Annotated in this window: 16 protein-coding genes; 6 read left to right on the plus strand and 10 right to left on the minus strand. The window is 65.0% G+C overall.

Annotation, left to right across the window (positions count from 1 at the left end):
• Nucleotides 1–271: 271 nt before the first annotated feature.
• Nucleotides 272–1123, minus strand: a complete 852-nt coding sequence (locus AC5Y21_RS12060; protein ID WP_499912517.1) for a type IV toxin-antitoxin system AbiEi family antitoxin — start codon at nt 1121–1123, stop codon at nt 272–274.
• Between the two features lie 83 nt (nt 1124–1206).
• Between AC5Y21_RS12060 and AC5Y21_RS12065 the strand changes: the two genes are divergently transcribed.
• The 3 genes from AC5Y21_RS12065 to AC5Y21_RS12075 all read left to right on the plus strand — a co-directional run bounded on the left by AC5Y21_RS12065 (nt 1207) and on the right by AC5Y21_RS12075 (nt 5863).
• Complete coding sequence (locus tag AC5Y21_RS12065; RefSeq protein WP_499912519.1) at nt 1207–2523, plus strand: DUF1800 domain-containing protein; 1317 nt, start codon at nt 1207–1209, stop codon at nt 2521–2523.
• Nucleotides 2520–3716 carry a DUF1501 domain-containing protein gene (locus tag AC5Y21_RS12070; RefSeq protein WP_499912520.1) on the plus strand — a complete coding sequence of 399 codons (1197 nt, stop codon included), beginning with the start codon at nt 2520–2522 and terminating at the stop codon, nt 3714–3716. The genes AC5Y21_RS12065 and AC5Y21_RS12070 overlap by 4 nt, the downstream gene beginning before the upstream one ends.
• 116 nt (nt 3717–3832) lie before the next feature.
• Entirely contained in the window at nt 3833–5863 is a 2031-nt protein-coding gene (locus tag AC5Y21_RS12075; RefSeq protein WP_499912522.1) for a DUF6777 domain-containing protein, read from the plus strand.
• A gap of 21 nt (nt 5864–5884) precedes the next feature.
• On the opposite strand, the gene AC5Y21_RS12080 is transcribed toward AC5Y21_RS12075, so the two are convergent.
• From AC5Y21_RS12080 to fgd, 3 genes are read right to left on the minus strand one after another with little or no spacing between them, the layout of a single operon-like run.
• Entirely contained in the window at nt 5885–7036 is a 1152-nt protein-coding gene (locus AC5Y21_RS12080; protein WP_499912524.1) for an acetate kinase, read from the minus strand.
• Complete coding sequence (gene pta, locus AC5Y21_RS12085; protein WP_499912525.1) at nt 7029–9098, minus strand: phosphate acetyltransferase; 2070 nt, start codon at nt 9096–9098, stop codon at nt 7029–7031. Before pta ends, AC5Y21_RS12080 begins: the two co-directional genes overlap by 8 nt.
• A gap of 7 nt (nt 9099–9105) precedes the next feature.
• Nucleotides 9106–10116 carry a glucose-6-phosphate dehydrogenase (coenzyme-F420) gene (gene fgd, locus AC5Y21_RS12090; protein WP_499912527.1) on the minus strand — a complete coding sequence of 337 codons (1011 nt, stop codon included), beginning with the start codon at nt 10114–10116 and terminating at the stop codon, nt 9106–9108.
• A gap of 73 nt (nt 10117–10189) precedes the next feature.
• On the opposite strand from fgd, the gene AC5Y21_RS12095 reads away from it, so the two are divergent.
• The gene (locus AC5Y21_RS12095; RefSeq protein WP_499912529.1) at nt 10190–10945 is read left to right on the plus strand and encodes an MBL fold metallo-hydrolase; all 756 of its coding nucleotides are present in this window, start codon (nt 10190–10192) and stop codon (nt 10943–10945) included.
• Nucleotides 10946–11124: 179 nt separating this feature from the next.
• On the opposite strand, the gene AC5Y21_RS12100 is transcribed toward AC5Y21_RS12095, so the two are convergent.
• Genes AC5Y21_RS12100 through AC5Y21_RS12125 form a run of 6 tightly spaced genes read right to left on the minus strand, consistent with a single transcriptional unit; the run spans nt 11125 to nt 16462 of the window.
• Complete coding sequence (locus AC5Y21_RS12100) at nt 11125–12465, minus strand: NtaA/DmoA family FMN-dependent monooxygenase (RefSeq protein ID WP_499912531.1); 1341 nt, start codon at nt 12463–12465, stop codon at nt 11125–11127.
• Complete coding sequence (locus AC5Y21_RS12105) at nt 12447–13562, minus strand: LLM class flavin-dependent oxidoreductase (protein ID WP_499912533.1); 1116 nt, start codon at nt 13560–13562, stop codon at nt 12447–12449. Before AC5Y21_RS12105 ends, AC5Y21_RS12100 begins: the two co-directional genes overlap by 19 nt.
• The gene (locus AC5Y21_RS12110; RefSeq protein ID WP_499912536.1) at nt 13559–14659 is read right to left on the minus strand and encodes an LLM class flavin-dependent oxidoreductase; all 1101 of its coding nucleotides are present in this window, start codon (nt 14657–14659) and stop codon (nt 13559–13561) included. The genes AC5Y21_RS12105 and AC5Y21_RS12110 overlap by 4 nt, the downstream gene beginning before the upstream one ends.
• The gene (locus tag AC5Y21_RS12115; RefSeq protein ID WP_499912538.1) at nt 14656–15162 is read right to left on the minus strand and encodes a GNAT family N-acetyltransferase; all 507 of its coding nucleotides are present in this window, start codon (nt 15160–15162) and stop codon (nt 14656–14658) included. The genes AC5Y21_RS12110 and AC5Y21_RS12115 overlap by 4 nt, the downstream gene beginning before the upstream one ends.
• Before the next feature lie 13 nt (nt 15163–15175).
• Nucleotides 15176–16033, minus strand: coding sequence for an SAM-dependent methyltransferase (locus AC5Y21_RS12120; RefSeq protein ID WP_499912541.1), 858 nt, complete (start codon nt 16031–16033; stop codon nt 15176–15178).
• A gap of 57 nt (nt 16034–16090) precedes the next feature.
• Nucleotides 16091–16462: a DUF3054 domain-containing protein gene (locus AC5Y21_RS12125; protein WP_499912543.1), complete on the minus strand. Its 372-nt coding sequence runs from the start codon at nt 16460–16462 to the stop codon at nt 16091–16093.
• A 91-nt stretch (nt 16463–16553) separates the two neighbouring features.
• Between AC5Y21_RS12125 and AC5Y21_RS12130 the strand changes: the two genes are divergently transcribed.
• Nucleotides 16554–17741, plus strand: a complete 1188-nt coding sequence (locus AC5Y21_RS12130; protein ID WP_499912544.1) for an acyl-CoA dehydrogenase — start codon at nt 16554–16556, stop codon at nt 17739–17741.
• A 13-nt stretch (nt 17742–17754) separates the two neighbouring features.
• Nucleotides 17755–18903, plus strand: a complete 1149-nt coding sequence (locus AC5Y21_RS12135; RefSeq protein ID WP_499912546.1) for an acyl-CoA dehydrogenase family protein — start codon at nt 17755–17757, stop codon at nt 18901–18903.

Below are 18903 nucleotides of genomic sequence, written 5' to 3' on the forward strand. Positions count from 1 at the left end.
GCCGTGAATCGTCGGCGTTGAGCGTGAATCGTCGGCGTTGAGCGTGAAGCCTCGGCGGCGATCTGCTCTGAATCCCGCCCTACGTGCACACCGAAAGCCGTAGCTTCACAACGAAAGCCGTACACTCACGCCCGATCCCGGGGACCTTGGCCCGTGAATCGTCGGCGTTGGGCGTGAATCCTGGGCGGCGACCTGCTCTGAATCCCGCCCTACATGCACACCCAAAGCCGTAGTCTCACAACCAAATCCGTACGCTCACACTCGACGGCCCTTAGCTGCCACTCCAACCCCGTTCAAGCAAGGCCACTCGAACTCGGCGCACGATATCGGGGCGGTGATTCTCGGCGACGACCCGGACGATGAGCCATCCCATCTGCTCGAGCATCTCCAGCCGCTGAATGTCCTCGACATACCGCCCCCGGTCAGTCTGATGTTGTTGACCTTCATATTCGACGCCGACCATGTACTCCTCCCAGCCCAAGTCGATGTAAGCGACTGGAACACCGTCCCCACCGAACACCGGTATCTGGGTCTGCGGCCGCGGGAATCCGGCTTCGATGAGGAGCAGCCGAAGGTAGCTCTCCCTGGGAGATTGTGCGCCGGCGTCGATGAGCTCGAGCGCGGTCTCCAACCGCCGCAAGCCGGGCGAACGGGGGTGGCCTCGCGCAACCTGAAGAACGTCCTCGACCTTGAAACCCGTTGTGGCCGCCAATGCATCCAACCGGGCAACTGCCGAGTGGATGGCTCCGCGCCGGCCGATATCGAAGGCAGTGCGCTCTGGCGTGGTGACCGACCGGCCGTCCATCAGCTGCGCTTCGCCATCCAACAGCAAGCAACGCCGCGTCAGGACACCTCGCGGCGGCCGGGAGTTGACGCAAATCAACTCAACTGGGACTTCATTCGGAATCCACTTGGTGCCATGTAGTGCTGCAGCGGCCGCACCTGCGACGGTCGCCCTGCCTCGCGACCATAACCAAGCGGCGGCGATGCGCTGTTCGAGGGACGGTTGCCCCTGTGCCGACAGGTAGACGTTGGGCAACAAAGCGCGGTATCGCGTACGCAATTGATGGCGGCCCAAGACGCCACGCTCCAGCGCCTCACTGCCGATGAATGGTTCCTGCACGCCGGGCAGAATCGCACGAAACCCGCAGCAAATGTATTCGCCTATCCACAGCTAATTCAAAGATTGATGTGCACACTCAAAGCATGGGCGGACAGTCGGCGCGGTGGATCGCCACGGCCCGCGTGCTGCGACGAGCGGGGTTCGGAGCGACAGGCCCCGAGGTCGACGCGGTGGTCGCAGCGGACTGGCCGTCTTACGTCGACGCCATGTTGAGCGCGAACCCCGACGCCGACCGCGGCGCGGTCGCCACCCCGATACCCGCACTGACCCAGCCCAGCCAACCGGGCAAGCGGGCAACCCCCGCGGCCCGCAAAGAGTTCGGCCGCAAACTTGCCCTGCAGAGCGGCACGCTGTCGGCCTGGTGGCTGCGGCGCATGGTCGCCGTCCAGCAGCCGTTCCACGAAAAGCTGACCCTGTTGTGGCACAACCACTTTGCCACTTCCGCGCAGAAGGTCCGGTTGGTGGCTTACATGGCCGCGCAGAATCAGAAGCTGCGCACCCTTTCGCTGGGCGATTTCCGAAGCCTGGCGTACAGCATGCTGACCGACGCCGCGATGTTGCGCTGGCTCGACGGGCAGACCAATACCGCCAAGGCGCCCAATGAAAACCTCGCTCGGGAATTCATGGAACTGTTCGCACTGGGCCACGGCAACGGCTACACCGAGGACGACGTGCGCGCCGGCGCGCGAGCACTGACCGGATGGACTATCAGCCTCGACGGCCGAACCTCGGTGAGCCCCAAACGCCATGACTCCACGGCCAAGACGCTGTTCGGCCGCACCGGCAATTTCGATGCCGCGGGGTTCTGCGATGCCGTCCTGGCTCAACCGAAGTCGGCCGAATATGTCGCGGGACGGCTGTGGCAACAGTTGGCGTCCGACGAACCGCCGTCTGCGCAACTGCTCGACCGGCTGGTCTCCGCCTACGGGCCGGGCCGCAACCTGCGCGCGCTGACCCGAGCGATCCTCACCGACGACGAGTTCACTACTGGCAGGAACACGGTCGTGAACACCCCGATCGAATGGCTGGTCGGCGTGGTCCGCGCGTTGCGGGTTTCGCTCGACAACCCCGTCCACGTCAAGACGGTCGAGGCGACGTTGAGAGCGCTGGGACAGCGCCCGTTCTACCCGCCGAGCGTCGGCGGCTGGCCGCACGGCGAGGTCTGGCTGTCCACCGCAAGCGCCCAGGCGCGGCTGCGCGCCGTGACCCAATTGGCTCGCAGCGCCGACCTGTCCCGTGTCGAAAGTGCCGCCGCAGCCGATCGGATCGACGCGGTCGGCTATGTGATCGGTGTCGGCGCTTGGTCGGACCGGACCGTCGAGGCGCTCAAACCGCTAGTGCATAAGCCGCAGCAACTTGTCGTGGCCGCCGTCAATACACCGGAGTACCTGACGTCATGACGGCTGAACTCAATCGACGCAGATTCCTGATCGCCAGCGCGGGCGTCGGCGCAGCCGGCCTGCTGTCTGGGGCCGTGGCGGTCAATTGGTCCGACTTGTTGCGAGCAGCCCAAGAACGGCCGCTGCCCGACGACGCCGGCGTACTGGTGATCGTCACGCTCTACGGGGGAAACGACGGAATCAACACCCTGATCCCCTACGCCGACAACGCTTATCACGACGCACGTCCGGAGCTTGCCTATGCCCCGGGCGATGTTTTGCATCTCGACGCACAGCTCGGACTCAACCCGGCAATGCGCGGTCTGGCCCAACTGTGGAACCAGCGGCAGCTGGCCATCGTGCGCGGCGCCGGCTATCCCAAACCCGATCACAGCCACTTCCGGTCCATGGACATCTGGCAGACGGCGTCACCGGCCCAGCCCGTCTCCAGCGGCTGGATCGGCCGCTGGCTCGACGCCACTGGCGACGATCCACTGCGCGCGGTCAACATCGGCCCGGTCCTGCCCACCCTCGCGGTCGGCGAAAAGCACACGGCAGCAGCTCTTTCCACAGCGCACGTGCCCGAGCGCCAGGCCAACAGATTCGATTCGATCATGGCGGCGCTGGGTACCGAGGACCCAGGTGACACCCCCGCCATGGCCGCGGTGCGTAAGGCCTACCGCGCCGCACGTACCACCAACAAGTCGTTCGCATCGATCAAAACGACTGCCAGCGAGCACGATTCGCTAGTTGCCCAACTCAGCATGGTGGCCGCCGCCGTGCGGGCCAGAGTCCCGACGCGGGTTTACACCGTGCAGCTCGGCGGGTTCGACACACACGCAGTCGAGCGCATAGTCCAGCAGCGTCTGCTGCACACTCTCGACGAGGCCGTGACCAAGTTCCTGCAGGAGATGGCTGGGGATCCATGCGGCAAGAACGTTGTACTGATGGCGTATTCGGAATTCGGGCGCAGGGTCAGGGCTAATGCGTCGCAGGGCACCGACCACGGTACCGCCGGGCCGGTCTTCGTGGCGGGCGTGCCCGTCAAGGGCGGCTTCTACGGCGACGAACCGAGCCTCACCGACCTCGACCATGGAGATCTGAAGTACAGCACCGACTTTCGCGATATCTACTACGAGCTCTTGTCGCGCACTGTCGGGACGGATCCGACGCCGTCCGTCGGAGCCGGCCGGACCGCGCTCGGCTTCCTGTAGGTCTGCGACGCCAATCTCGCGCACATAGAAATCCGAAGAAGCAAATGTGTAACTCATAGGCGGGATAGAATCCGGACACCTATCGATGCTCGTTGGCTCGTCCGAAAGGCTGGCCCATGGATGAGGTGGTGTTCGGCCGCTATCGGCTGCTGTCGCTGATCGGCGAGGGCGGCATGGGCAAGGTGTACAAAGCCCATGACACCGAAATCGAACGCGATGTAGCGGTCAAGGTGCTGCCGCCCGAGTTGGGCGCCGAACCCGGCTACCGGGAACGTTTTCGTCGCGAAGCCCACATCGCGGCCCGGCTGAATGAACCGCACATCATCCCGATTCATGACACCGGCGAAATCGACGGGCGCCTGTATCTAGTGATGCCGATCATCGAAGGCGTCGACGTGCACACGCTGCTGCAGCGTGACGGCGCCATGAGCCCGCAGCGGGCCGTGCAGGTGATCGAGCAACTGGCCGCCGCGCTGGATGCCGCTCACGAAGCCGGACTGGTGCACCGCGATGTCAAGCCCTCCAACGCATTGGTCACCCGCAAAGACTTCGTGTACCTGATCGATTTCGGCATCGCCCACGACGCCGCGGCCACCAAGTTGACTCAGACCGGCTCCATCGTGGGCACGTTTGCCTACATGTCCCCTGAGCGCCTGGAATCCGGTGGCGGTGACGCCCGCTCCGATGTCTACGCGCTGGCATGTGTGCTGTACGAATGCCTGACTGGTGCCCAACCTTTCGGTGGGGACAGCATGGAACAACAGGTCGTCGCGCACCTGACTCTGGATCCCCCTAAACCCACCGACTCCAATCCCGCCATCCCGCAGGGATTTGATGGGGTCATCGCGACCGGCATGGCCAAGAAGCCCGACCAGCGCTATCAGAGCGCCGGTGAGCTGGCGGCTGCCGCGCGACGGGCGCTCAATGGAGCCTCGACCGGAGCAGCTCCCACCCCACCGCACCCGCAGGTTCTACCCGTGCACTCGGGCGCAGCGCCAACGCCGACCCGATCAAAGCGCAAATGGTTGATCGCGGCGGCGGTGGTCCTCGTCGTCGTGGTCGCAGGCGCCGCCCTGCTGCTGCATAATGTCCTGTCGCCCAAGCCGACTACTGAGTTGGTACTCACCGCGGCCACTGATCCCGGGGCCAACGCATTCATGCCCCCCGCGGCTTCGGCTCCGCCGGCCAATACCCAACCTCCGCCCACCCTGCAGCCCCATGGCAACGGGCCCGTGACCACCCAGCCGCTGCCCGGTGACCGCGACGGCCTCTACGGCGGCACCATGAACAACGCCGAATGCGATCGCGACAAGATGATCGACTTTCTCGGAAGCCACCCTGCCCAGGCCAGTGCGTTTGTCGAGGCCCTCAATACCGACCCTTCGCTGTACTGGAGCGGCGGACACCCGCTTGCCGCCGCCGACATCCCCACCTACCTGCGCGAACTGACGCCCACCGTGCTGCGGCTGGACACCCGGGTCACCAACCACGGGTTCGACGGAACACATCCCACCACGCTGCAATCGGTCTTCCAAACGGGCACGGCAGTTTTCGTCGACACCCACGGCGTACCGCGGGCACGTTGCTATTGCGGCAACCCGCTGACCGCCCCGGCCCCACTGACGGGCGATCCGAAACCCGTCGGCACACAATGGGCCGGGTACAACCCCGACGCCCTGGCCGCGGTCCAACCCGGTAAGGCGGGCATCACGAACTTCGTGCTCGTCGACGTCGTCACCGGGAAACCCTTCAACCGGCCCGCCGGAACCACCGGCGCTCGCGACACCGCGCACACCGGGCCTGTCCCGCCACCCCAAGGCGCACCGGCTACGCCCACTACCGGACAAGGGCCCCAATCGACGATTGACGGCACCTACTTGGTTCACTTCCTCGTCTACACCTGTTATGGGATCGATGCAATGCGTGCTGTGCCTGACAAACCTGTCCGCGCCGACACTCATCAAGGCAACACCCTGACCTTCTTTGGTGGGACGGGCCCCTTGAACGTCGATGGATCGTTCGTGGTCACCGACGGCAAGCTAACGACACGGGGTGTCTTCGCCACCGAAGGCGGCCGCACCGTCATCCACGACGGCGTAGCCGATTGGGGTCCTTGCCAAGGAACGTTCGTCGCCACGAAGCAGTGAACGACAAGCGCATTCGACCGCCTACAGAGACAGCAGCTGGACACAGTCGCGGGCGATGGCCAGCTCTTCGTTGGTCGGGACAACCAGCACGGCGATCCGTGAGTCGTCGTGCGAGATGCGGCGCGCACCGCGCTCCGAGCTTAGATTGCGGTCCTCATCCAACACGATGCCGAGTTCCTCTAGGCCAGCCAGCGCATCCCAACGCACCGCGGCAGCATTTTCGCCGATGCCCGCGGTGAAGCTGATTACATCGGTATGCCCCAACACCGCAAGATAAGCCCCGACGTACTTGCGCAAACGATGGATAAACACGTCATACGCCAATTGCGCTGCATTGTCGCCAGATTCGATCATCTTGTGCAGCCGTCGAAAGTCCCGCTCTCCGCAAAGCCCCAACACACCGGACCGCTTGTTCAGCATCGACTCGATCTCGTCCACGCCCATCTTCGCGGTGCGCCACAGGTAGCTGTAAACACCCGCGTCGATGTCACCGCTGCGGGTGCCCATCACCAAGCCTTCCAACGGCGTTAAGCCCATTGATGTTTCGACCGGCCGCCCACCCACCACAGCCGAAGCCGACGCACCGTTACCCAGATGCAGCACAATCTGATTCACGCTGTCCAACGGCCTGCTGAGGAAGGCTGCGGCCTGCTGGCTGACATACTCGTGCGACGTGCCGTGGAATCCGTAGCGGCGGATGTCCCATCGCTCCGCCAATTCCCGGTCGATGGCGTAGGTAGCGGCCGCGGGCGGCAGGTCGTGGAAGAATGCCGTGTCGAACACCGCGATATGCGGAATATCGGGCAGCAACTTCCGCGCCACCTCGATTCCCTTGATCGCGGGGGGATTGTGCAGCGGTGCCAGTTCCGACAGCTCGCCGAGTTCGGCGATCACCGTGTCGTCCAGCAGCGTCGGCCGATAAAACCGCTTGCCGCCGTGCACTACTCGATGCCCGACCGCTGCCAGGCCGACGGCTTTCAAATCGTATCCGGCATCGGTCAGCTCGTCGAACGCGCGGCGCAGTGCCGCGTCGTGATCGGCAACGGGTGACGATTCTTCGCCGATCCGCTCCACCAAGCCGCCGGCGCGTGATGTGCCCGAGTCAGGCTCGACCAGTTGGTACTTCAGCGACGACGAGCCGGAGTTGATCACCAGCACCAAACGGTCAGCCATGAACACCCTGCGCCTGAATCGCAGTAATGGCAACGGTGTTGACGATGTCCTCGACCAGGGCACCCCTCGACAGGTCGTTCACCGGCTTACGCAAGCCTTGCAGTACCGGCCCAATCGCGATCGCCCCAGCGGTCCGCTGCACCGCCTTATAGGTGTTGTTGCCGGTGTTCAGATCGGGGAATATCAGCACCGTCGCGTGACCGGCCACCGGCGAATCACGCATCTTGGTTGCCGCGACCGACGGTTCGACCGCGGCGTCGTACTGAATGGGCCCCTCGACCGGCAGCTGCGGATCCCGCGACCGCACCAACTGCGTTGCCTCCCTGACCTTGTCGACATCCGCGCCGGTACCCGATTCGCCGGTGGAATACGACAGCATGGCCACGCGCGGCTCGATGCCGAACTGCGCGGCAGTGCGCGCCGAAGAGATGGCGATGTCGGCGAGCTGCTCTGGAGTCGGGTTCGGGACGATTGCGCAATCGCCGTACGCTAGCACCCGATCGGGCAGACACATCAGGAAAATACTGGACACGGTGGAGACGTCGGGAACGGTCCTGATGATCTCGAACGCTGGACGGACCGTATGCGCGGTGGTATGCGCCGCACCGGACACCATGCCGTCGACCATGCCGTTGTACACCAGCATGGTGCCGAAATACGAGACGTCACGCATGATCTCGCGTGCCTGTTCAACGGTGACGCCTTTTACCTTGCGTAATTCCGCGTACTGGTCGGCAAACTTGTCACGCAACTCACTGGCGGCCGGGTTGGCGACCTTCACGTTGCTCAAGTCGACCCCGAGTTCTGCTGCGCGCAACCGGATTTGATCCTCGTCGCCCAAGATGGTCAGGTCAGCGACACCGCGTTGCAGGACTCGTCCGGCCGACTTGAGGATGCGATCGTCGTCGCCTTCGGGCAGAACGATGTGCTTGCGGTCCGAACGAGCCTGCTGGGTCAGCCGGTAGGTGAACATCTGCGGCGTGGTGACCGTCGGGATCGGAATTGCGAGTTGTGCCAACAGGTCCGCGATGTCGACGTGCCGTTCCATCAACTGCAGCGCGGTGTCGATCTTGCGCTGCGAGCTTGCCGTGACCCGCCCGCGAGCCGAGGCGGCAGCGCTGGCCGTGTCGTAGGTACCCAGCGTGGTCGCGATGATCGGCAACCTCAGTCGCAGCCCGGAAACCAATGCCGCGATCGACGGGTGCAGCTCGAAGCCGCCGTTGAGAATGATGCAGGACAGCGTCGGAAATCCTTGCGCCGCATGCGCGCTGGTGACGGCAAGCACGACGTCTGAGCGGTCGCCCGGGGTGATGACCGCGATCCCGTCACGCAGCCTTTCCAGCACGTGGTCGGCGGTCATCCCGGCGACCATCACGCCCATCACCTCACGGTCACGCAGCTCGGCGTCACCGCTGACCGGCGTCCCGTTCACGGCCTGCTCCAGATCGGCCACCGTCGGCGCCGAGAGGAGCGGCTCTTCGGGCAGCACATAGCTGCATGGGGCGAAGGCGGCCAATGCCTTTGCTACGGCGTCCAACTGCGTCGGGTCGCAACGGTTGGCCACCACCGCGGCGGTATGGGCGCGCCGCGCGGCCAACTCGCCCAGACAGACCCCGACGACGGCGGCGACCTCGTCGGCGCTGCGGCCTCTGCCGCTTACCGCCAGTAGCACTGGCGCACCGAGGTTGACTGCGATCCGGGCGTTGAACGAAAGCTCTGCCGGGCTCGTCACGTCGGTGTAGTCGCTGCCGACGATCACCACCGCATCACAGTGCTGCGCCATAGCATGATACGAGTCGACGATGCTGACGATCGCGGCGTCGCTGTCGGCGTGCAGTTCCGCGTAGGTAACGCCGACGCACTGTTCATACGACAGGCCCGCGGACGTGTGCGCCAACAGCAGTTCCAAGACGTAGTCGCGGTCCTCGCCCGCTCGCGTAATGGGCCGGAAGACACCGACTTTGGCGACAGTCGCGGTCAGCTGGTGCAGAATCCCCAGTGCGATCGTCGACTTGCCGCACGCGGGTTCGGTTGCGGCGATGTAGATCCCAGAGCTGGGCACCTGTCGTTCAGCCCAGCCGCCGCAGCCTGGGCGCCAAGTCTTTCTGGAACAGCTCCAAGAACCGGCGCTGGTCATGACCGGGCGCGTGGAAGACCAGGTGGTTGAGGCCCCACGTCACGTATTGACCGACCTTTTCGACCGCCTCGTCGGGGTCAGATGCCACGATCCAACGCTTGGCGATCTGCTCGATCGGCAGCGCGTCGGCGGCCTTTTCCATCTCGATCGGGTCGTCGATGCTGTGCTTCTGCTCGGCCGTCAGCGACAGCGGCGCCCAGAATCGGGTGTTGTTCAGGGCCAGCTCGGGATCGGGGTCGTAGGAGATCTTGATTTCGATCATCTTGTCGATGTCGTCCACAGATCGGCCCGCGCCCACAGCCCCTTCTGAGACAGCGGGAATCAGCTTTTCGGTATACAGCTCCTCGCCCTTGCCGGAGGTGCAGATGAACCCGTCGCCGGCGCGTCCGGCGTATTTGGCCACCGCCGGACCACCCGCCGCGATGTACACGGGCACTCCGCCCTCGGGGACGTCGTAGATCGACGCGCCTTTGAGGCGGTAGTACTCGCCGTCGAAGTCGACGCGGTCGCCGCGCCACAGCTCCCGCATCAGCCGCACCGATTCGCGCAGGCGGGCGAACCGCTCCTTGAACTCCGGCCAGGCGCCCTCATACCCGGTGGCGATCTCGTTCAGCGCCTCCCCGGTGCCCACGCCGAGAAACACCCGGTTCGGGTATAGGCAGCTCATGGTCGCAAAGGCCTGCGCGATGACGGCCGGGTTGTAACGAAAAGTGGGCGTGAGCACCGAGGTTCCGAGCACGATCCGCTCGGTACGCTCGCCGACGGCGGTCATCCACGCCAACGAGAACGGAGCATGTCCGCCCTTGTGCCGCCACGGTTGGAAGTGGTCGCTGACGGTCGCGCTGTCCATGCCGTGAGCTTCGGCCGCTACCGCGAGTTCGACGAGCTCGCGCGGTGCGAATTGCTCAGCAGATGCCTTGTATCCAAGTTTCAGTTCAGCCACCCATTCTTTCTACTCCTGTGGTGATCGGAGCCGGGCGCAGCGGGTCGCCGCCGACGAACTTAGACTCTCGGGCATGGCCGATCGGTTCAAGGCGCCGACTCTGTTCCAGGTCACCGACCTCGTGCATTTCGTCCGGGGCAGCGCGGTCAATTGGGTGCTGGTCCGCGACGGCACCGGCGTAATGCTGATCGACGCCGGCTATCCCGGCGACCGCCAAGACGTGCTGGACTCGTTGCGCAAACTCGGCCACGACCCCAGCGACGTGCGCGCAATCCTGCTGACCCATGCGCACATCGACCACCTGGGCTCGGCGATCTGGTTCGCCAACCAATACCGCACACCGGTGTACTGCCATGCCGACGAGGTGGGTCACGCCAAGCGGGAGTACCTCGAGCAGGTGTCGGTTTTCGACATCGCGCTACGTATATGGCGACCCCGGTGGGCGAAGTGGGGTATTCATGTGGTTCGCAATGGCGGTCTGATCCGCGACGGCATACCGACCGCCCTCCCACTCACCGCCGAGACTTCGGCGGGGCTGCCCGGCCACCCGATGCCGATTTTCACCCCGGGGCACACCAGTGGGCATTGCTCGTATCTGGTCGACGGCGTACTGGTCAGCGGCGACGCGCTGATCACCGGCCATCCTTTGCTGAGGCGCCCTGGGCCGCAGCTGCTACCGGCAGTGTTCAGCCACAGCCAGCAAAGCTGTCTGCGCAGCCTGGACGCGCTGGCGCTGGTGGAAACCGAGATACTGCTGCCCGGTCACGGCGACGTGTGGCGCGGCCCGATCCGCGAGGCCACCGAGGCCGCGACCGCGCTGGCCAGCTGAATCCAAGCTTGCGTGTGAAGCCTGGGCTTCGAGCGTGAAACCTGGGCGTTGCGCGTGCAGCCTGGGCGTAATCCAAGCCCCGATCCACGCCCCACGTTCACAGCGAACGCCATGAATTCACACCGAACGCCGTAGATGCACACGCGAAGCCGTCAATGCACACCCAACGCCTTCGGCGGCTATTCGCCGTCGAGCCGCAGATGCTCCCGCAGCGTGTCACCGGTATAGGCAGTGCGAAACGCGCCACGCTCCTGGAGCAACGGCACCACCCGGTCGACGAACTCGTCCAGGCCGTGCGGCGTCAGGTGCGGCACCAGGATGAACCCGTCGCAGGCATCGGCCTGGACGTAGCGGTCGATCTCGTCGGCGATCTGCGCGGCGGTCCCGACGAACTGCTGTCTGCTGGTGACGGCGATGACCAATTCCCGGATCGACAGGTTCTCCGCTTGGGCGCGTTCGCGGTAGCGGCGGGCCACCGCAACGGGGTCGCCGTGTCGAACGCGGCCCTGGGTTATGTTGCTGTCGACCACCGGGTCGACGTCGGGTAGTGGCCCATCAGGGTCGTAGCCCGACAGGTCGCGACCCCACACCTGCTCGAGCATCGCGATCGCCGTTGCGCCGCTGACCTGTTGATAGCGGATGTGCCGTGCCTTGTCCTGCGCATCCTCGGCGGTGTCGCCGATGACGAACGTCGCAGCCGGAAAAACCTTGAGCTGGTTGGGGTCTCGACCGTAGGACTCCGCTCGGCCCTTGACGTCGGCGTAGTAGCGCTGACCGTCTTGAAGCGACCCGTGCAGCGTGAACAACGCGTCGGCGTGCCGGGCGCCAAAAGCCCGGCCCTCCGGAGAGTCGCCCGCCTGTAACAGCACCGGATGGCCCTGCGGCCCCGCCGGTAGCGTCGCGAACCCGCGCACGTCGAACTGAGGACCCGAATGCTCGACACTCCGAATGCGATCCGGGTCGACGTAGACCCCATTTTCGACATCGGCCAGCACCGCGCCGGGTTCCCAGCTGTCCCAAAACCCGCGGGCCACCGTGAGAAACTCCTCGGCCCGCTGGTATCGGTCGGCATGGTCGAGAAAACCGCCGCGCCGAAAGTTTGCCCCCGTGAACGCATCCGACGAGGTGACGATGTTCCAGCCGGCCCGGCCGCCGGACAGATGATCTAGCGTGGCGAATTGCCTTGCCACTTCGAACGGTTCGTTGAAGGTGGTGTTGATGGTGCCGGTGAGGCCGATCCGGTCGGTAACTCCGGCCAGCGCCGCCAGCACGGTGAAAGTGTCTGGCCGGCCCACCACGTCGAGGTCGTAGATCCGTCCGCGATGCTCGCGCAGTCGCAGCCCTTCGGCCAGGAAGAAGAAGTCGAACAGTCCGCGTTCGGCGGTGCGGGCGAGGTGCACGAACGAGTCGAATTCGATCTGGCTCCCCGCGGCGGGATCCGTCCACACGGTGGTGTTGTTGACACCCGGAAAATGGGCCGCCAGATGAATCGGCTTGCGACTCACGGGCTCAGACCCCATCGCTGCGCGATCAGCTCATGGGAACGCAGCCGGTCTTCGTGACGGTGGGTCACCGAGGTGACGACGAGCTCGTCGGCGTCGGTAAGGCGTTGCAACGCCGATAGCCGTTCTGCTACTTCATCCGGATTGCCGACGAATTGCGTTTCGAGCCGGTCTTTGACCACCGGCAGTTGTTCGTCGGTGAGCGGTGGGCAGTCGTCGGGAGCCGGATAGGGCACGGCCCCAACCCCGGTCCGGATGGAGTAAACCCACTGCCCATATCCGGCGGCCAGCTCCCTGGCGGTGGCACTGTCGTCGGCAACGACGATGTCGGCAGAGACCACGATGTATGGCCGCTCCAGGGCGGCCGACGGGACGAAGGAACTACGGTACGCCTCAATGGCTTCCAACGCGGTCGCCGGCGTGATGTGATAGCTCGCGACGAATGGCAACCCGCGGGCACCTGCCACCCTTGCACTTTGCCCCCTGGTGCTGCCAAAGACCCACGGCTTCAGCCCGGATCGCTCCCCCGGCACCGCGTGCACGTCGAAACCCTCGACCTCGTAAGTGCCTTCGAGCATCGCGATGATGTCGCCGAGCTGATCGGCGAAGTCGGGCGCCACCGCCTCGGGTTGTTGCAAGATCCCCATGGTCGCCTGCACCCGCTCCTTGTCGAGGAGTCCGCGCAGATCGAACGGCAGCGGAATCACTACACCGTCGACCTCGTGCCATCGCCGCGGGGGACGCGACGTGGCCGACGGCGGCTTGGGCTTGAACCCGGTGTCGCGTCGCTGCCCTCGTCCGACACCCAAGTCGATGCGGCCCGGATAGAAGGCTTCCAGCATCCCGAAACTTTCGACCACCGCGGCGGCCGTGGTGTGACTCAGCTGGACGGCAGCCGAGCCCACCCGAATCTTGTTGGTAGCAGCCGCGATTTGCCCGACCAGCACCGCCGGCGACGAGCTGGCGACTCCGACGAAATGATGCTCGGCGATCCAGAATCGACGGAAACCCCACCCTTCGGCACGCTGCGCCAGGTCGATGGTGTTGCGCAGGGCCGTCGCGGCATCGCTGCCCGCGCTGATCGGCGCCAGATCCAGAATCGACAGCGGGATCACCGGTTCACCCCCGCGTATCGGTTAGGTGCTATCGGCAGGCCGAGCCGTTCCCGCAAGGTTTCGCCGTCCCGATAGGTCGTGCGGAGCCGTCCGGCCCGCTGCAGCAGCGGCACCACCTCGTCGACGATCACCGGGAGATCGGTGGCATTGACCGCTGGGCGCAGCCGCGCGCCGTCGATGCCGATCCGCTGCCAATCCAACAGCATGTCCGCCAAATCCGTTGCGCTGCCGCTGAACACCAGTGCATCGGAGCGAAAGTCGGCATCTCCGCTGAAGGAGACCACCACGTCGGCAAAGACTTTCAAGTGACCGCCGCCCGCAGCACGCACCTCGTCGAGAATGCCGTGCAGCGAGGAATCATCAGTGGGCGTAATGAAGACGACATCGGCGCTGACGGCGGCGAATTCGTAGACCGGGCCGGCATGGGCCAGCGCCGCCACCACCGGCTGGCCCTGCGGCGGCCGTGGTGTGATCGACGGCCCCTTGACGCTGAAGTACTTTCCGGTGAAGTCGATGTAGTGCAGTTTGTCGCGGTCGACGTAGCGCCCGGTGGCCACATCGCGGATCAGCGCGTCTTCCTCCCAACTGTCCCATAACCGCCGCACCACCTCGACGTGGTCTCTTGCCTCTTCGAAAGCCGCGCCGAACAAGGCGATCTCGGATACCTCCCGGCGGCCGAACAACGCCGCCTCGTGAGCGGTCACGCTGACCCGGGCCTGCCAGCCTGCGCGGCCATGCGACACATAGTCAAGGGTGGCAATGGCTTTCGAGACGTGGAACGGCTCGGTGTGGGTGACGGTGGCCACCGGGATCAATCCGATATGGCGGGTCGCCGGTGCGATGCGAGCCGCCACCAACACGGCGTCGGGGCGACCGGCCAGCCGCCGTGGATCGATCCGCTCACGGCGACCGGGTTGAGGCATCAGGGTGTCATCGATGGTGAGGAAATCGAGCAGTCCACGCTCGGCGGTGGCCGCGAGTTCGGCCCAGTACGGTCCGCTGAGCACCGACGAGCGGTCGCCACCTGTGACCCGCCAGGCCTGTGGGTCCCAGCCGTATCCGTCCAGCGCGACACCCAGATGCAACTCGGCGGTCATGCCAGGCCTTTTTCAAACGCGATGGGCAGGACCGGCCCCCGGGAAGGCAGCGGCTTGGCGAGACGGACGTATCCGGCGGTCTGATACAGCTTCTCGGCTTCGGGCTGGCGATCGCCGGTTATCAGGTAGATCTTCCGGTAGCCGCGGACCGCGATCTCGCCCTCCAGCTCGGCCAACAACGCCATCGCATATTTTCGGCGCCGATACTCGCGATGCGTCCAGACCCGCTTGAGCTCAGCGGTGTGGGCGTCGAATCTGCAGAACGCGCCACCGGTGACCGGGCGTCCGTCCAGAAGACCGATCAGCATCCCGCCGTCAGGTGGCACGAACTCATCGGCCGGGCCGCCGCGCATCCAGTCCAGATACGTTTGCGACGTGCCGCCGTAGCGCTCCGCGTACTCGACGGCCAGTTCCGTCAATAAGGGCTGTGCCACTGGGTCGTCCAGGTCGGCGGACACAAAAGTGAGCTGATCACCCGGGGTGGACTGGCTGGCTGGATACATAGCCAAACCCGCTCTAAACCCGCACTGCCGTGACATACCTGGGTATGACCGCCAGGTCACGGCGCCGGATGGGACGGCGAGTCGGCATCCCGATGGCGGCGCGCATTTCGACGACGGTCCGCTCGGTCGTCTGCCATCCGTGAGACGCCAAATACTCTGGGACATGGTTGTATTCGCCCGGGTAGGTCAGCATGGCCAAGTCGACTTCCAGGCCGTCCTGCCGCCAGAGGTCGACAAAGCTCCGCCCCTCCTCCATCTGCAACGGCGTCCAGGTGGGCGTGTGATCGGCCGCCAGCCGGCTGCCGGGAATGCTCACCGCCGTGATATCGCTCAGCAACCGATCCTGTCCGTCGGGCGGCAGATACCCCACCAGTAGCTGCTCGGCAATCCACACCGTGCGTTGCGCACTGTCGAAACCGACCCGCTGTAGCGCCGCCAGCCAGTCCTGACGCAGATCGACGCCGACCGCGCACCGGTTCGCGGTCACCTTGGCGCCCAACCCGCGTAGCACCTCGGTCTTGAAGTCGACGACTTCCGGCTGATCGACCTCATACACCGTGGTCCCGGGCGGCCACCACAGCCGATACGGACGAGTGTCAAGACCGGCGGCCAGGATCACCACTTGTCGAATGCCGGCCCTGCCTGCGGCGGCGAGGAATTGGTCCACGAACCGGGTGTGGGCCACCAGGACGTTCATCAGGCCGGTCATGCGGGCGTTGCCGTCGCCGTCGTCGGCGTAGACCTGGTTCTCGACCAATCGGATGAAGTACTTCACCCCGACGGCGCGGACCAACGGCTCCGCGAACGGATCCTGGATCAGGCCTTTGTTGCTGGCCACCGCTCTGGCGGCCGCGCCGAAGGTCGCCGTCATTCCGACACCGGTTGTCGGACCCCACGTGTCGTTGTCTGTCCGCACCAGCTGGCCCCGTCAGCTGTCCGACCGGCGTCGTACGACAACCTCAGCGCCCGCTCGCCAACCAAGCAGCAGCACGGCGGTGACGCACGAGGCCACCACGACGAAGCTCGCCGCCACCCCCGCCGAACTGGCCTTGCGCAACAGCATGCCGACAACAACAGTGCACAGCCACACGATCATCCCGGTCGGGACCACGGCGGTGGGCCGTCGCCAGGCGCGCGACGCCAACCAGCCGACGACGGTTCCGGACAGGAACGGCCATGCGGTCGACGCGATGCCGCTGATGTTGACTCCTTCGTCGTGACTGCGGCGCCCCAGCACGCAGAACAGCAGCACACCAAGGATGTCGGCGCTCAGCCACGCCGGCCCGCGCCGCGATGACATGCAGCGAGACTACCGCGAATCCTTGACCCCGCCGCCGGGGTGAACTTACATTCGTCGGGAATGAATGCCTATTCACAGGGCGGGCTTATATATGAGCACACAGGCACCACCGACGTTCGACCCCTACGATCCGCTTGGACTGGACGCGTCTCTGTCAGACGATGAAATCGCGGTGCGCGAAACCGTCAGGAAGTTCTGCGCCGAACATGTCACGCCGTATGTGGCGGATTGGTTCGAGGCCGGCGACCTTCCGGTAGTCCGCGAACTCGCCAAGCAGTTCGGTGAGCTCGGCCTGCTTGGCATGCACCTGGAGGGCTACGGTTGCGGCGGCTCTTCGGCAGTGCATTACGGCCTGGCCTGCGTAGAACTGGAGGCCGCCGACTCCGGGGTGCGGTCCATGGTCTCAGTGCAGGGCTCGCTGGCGATGTTCGCGATCTGGAATTTCGGCTCCGAGGAGCAGAAGCAGCAGTGGCTGCCCGGCATGGCCACCGGCGACCTGATCGGGTGCTTCGGCCTGACCGAACCCGACGCCGGGTCCGACCCAGCCGCGATGAAAACCCGGGCGCGACAGGATGGTTCGGACTGGATCATCAACGGCCGCAAGATGTGGATCACCAACGGCTCGGTCGCCGATGTCGCCATCGTGTGGGCGGACACCGACGGCGGGATCCGCGGATTCGTCGTCCCCACCGATACTGCGGGTTTTGCCGCCAACACCATTCACCACAAGCTGTCGCTGCGGGCGTCGATCACCAGTGAGCTGGTACTCGACGACGTGCGACTGCCTGCCGAGGCGATGCTGCCAGAGGCGCTCGGCCTCAAGGGTCCGCTGTCGTGTCTGTCCGAGGCGCGCTACGGGATCATCTGGGGATCGATGGGCGCGGCGCGGTCGGCGTGGCAATCCGCGCTCGACTACGCGATGCAGCGCACCCAGTTCGGCCGTCCGATCGCCGGATTCCAGCTGACGCAGGCCAAACTCGTCGACATGGCGGTCGAACTGCACAAGGGTCAGCTGCTGTCGCTGCACCTCGGCAGGCTCAAAGATGGTGTGGGCCTGCGGCCCGATCAGGTCAGCTTCGGCAAGCTCAACAACACCCGTGAGGCGATCAAGATCTGTCGGGCGGCCCGAACGATACTGGGCGGCAATGGGATATCGCTGGAGTACCCCGTGATCAGGCACATGGTCAACCTCGAATCGGTACTGACGTATGAGGGCACACCTGAGATGCACCAGCTCGTCCTGGGCCAGGCCTTCACCGACTTGGCCGCTTTCCGCTGACAGGGGTTATCCGATGGCGACGCGGCTGGAGTACACACCCGAGCATCACCAGTTCCGGCAACTGGTAAAAGATTTCGTGGCGCAGACGGTCATTCCGGCGCACGAGAGGTGGGAGAAGGAAGGCTGCTGGGACCGATCGCTGTTTCTTGAGGCCGGGAAGCTTGGACTGCTTGGCTTTTCGGTGCCGCAGCAGCTCGGCGGCCCGGGAGTGAACGACTTTCGCTACAACGCGATCGTCACCGACGAACTGCAGCGGGCCGGTGCGGCGGCCGAGACCATCGCCTTCAATCTGCAGAACGACGTCGTGCTCCCCTACCTCACCGATTTGACGACACCCGAACAGCAACAACGGTGGCTGCCCGGCGTGGTGACCGGCGAGACCGTGCTCGGCATCGCGATGACCGAACCCGGCACCGGCAGCGACCTGGCCGGGATCCGCACGACGGCGGTGCGTGGCGGCGACTGTTACATCGTCAACGGCGCCAAGACGTTTATCTCCAACGGGCAGAGCGGAAATCTGTTCGTGATCGCGGTGCGGACGTCGCCGGATCGCCACAAGGGGCTGTCACTTCTGGTGGTGGACGGGGATACGCCGGGCTTTATCCGCGGCCGCAATCTGGAGAAGATCGGTCTGCATGCCCAGGACACCAGCGAGCTCACCTTTACCGATATGCGGGTGCCCGTCGCGAATCTGCTCGAAGAAGAGGGCCGGGGCTTCTACCAGCTGATGCAGAACTTGCCGCAGGAGCGTCTCGCCCTGGGCGTGGGCGCGGTGGCCGCTGCCGAGAGCATATTGGCCGAGACGCTCGACTACGTCCGGCAACGGAATGCGTTCGGCTCGCCGATTGCGAGTTTTCAGAACAGCCAATTCGTGCTCGCCGAGCTGGCTACCGAGATCGATATCGCCCGAACGTATCTCGACGACTGCATCGCCGAGCATCTTGTGGGTGAACTGACCGCAGCACGAGCCGCGCGACTGAAATGGTGGACCACCGACCTTCAGCTGCGTACGGCTGACCGCTGCCTGCAACTGCACGGCGGGTACGGCTACATGCGAGAGTACCGGGTGTCTCGCGCGTTCATCGACGCGCGCATTCAGACGATTTACGGCGGAACCAACGAGATCATGAAGTCGATCATCGCCAAAGACCTGGGCATCTGA

The organism is Mycobacterium sp. NGS41 (assembly GCF_059812725.1).

Excerpts from the sequence above, each read along its gene's own strand:
- AC5Y21_RS12115 (WP_499912538.1), bottom strand. The coding sequence starts at position 15,162 with ATGTATCCAGCCAGCCAGTCCACCCCGGGTGATCAGCTCACTTTTGTG.
- AC5Y21_RS12095 (WP_499912529.1), top strand. The coding sequence starts at position 10,190 with ATGGCCGATCGGTTCAAGGCGCCGACTCTGTTCCAGGTCACCGACCTC.
- AC5Y21_RS12065 (WP_499912519.1), top strand. The coding sequence starts at position 1,207 with ATGGGCGGACAGTCGGCGCGGTGGATCGCCACGGCCCGCGTGCTGCGA.
- AC5Y21_RS12130 (WP_499912544.1), top strand. The coding sequence starts at position 16,554 with ATGAGCACACAGGCACCACCGACGTTCGACCCCTACGATCCGCTTGGA.
- AC5Y21_RS12075 (WP_499912522.1), top strand. The coding sequence starts at position 3,833 with ATGGATGAGGTGGTGTTCGGCCGCTATCGGCTGCTGTCGCTGATCGGC.
- AC5Y21_RS12135 (WP_499912546.1), top strand. The coding sequence starts at position 17,755 with ATGGCGACGCGGCTGGAGTACACACCCGAGCATCACCAGTTCCGGCAA.
- AC5Y21_RS12070 (WP_499912520.1), top strand. The coding sequence starts at position 2,520 with ATGACGGCTGAACTCAATCGACGCAGATTCCTGATCGCCAGCGCGGGC.
- AC5Y21_RS12120 (WP_499912541.1), bottom strand. The coding sequence starts at position 16,033 with ATGACGGCGACCTTCGGCGCGGCCGCCAGAGCGGTGGCCAGCAACAAA.
- AC5Y21_RS12100 (WP_499912531.1), bottom strand. The coding sequence starts at position 12,465 with ATGGGGTCTGAGCCCGTGAGTCGCAAGCCGATTCATCTGGCGGCCCAT.
- AC5Y21_RS12110 (WP_499912536.1), bottom strand. The coding sequence starts at position 14,659 with ATGACCGCCGAGTTGCATCTGGGTGTCGCGCTGGACGGATACGGCTGG.
- AC5Y21_RS12125 (WP_499912543.1), bottom strand. The coding sequence starts at position 16,462 with ATGTCATCGCGGCGCGGGCCGGCGTGGCTGAGCGCCGACATCCTTGGT.
- AC5Y21_RS12080 (WP_499912524.1), bottom strand. The coding sequence starts at position 7,036 with ATGGCTGACCGTTTGGTGCTGGTGATCAACTCCGGCTCGTCGTCGCTG.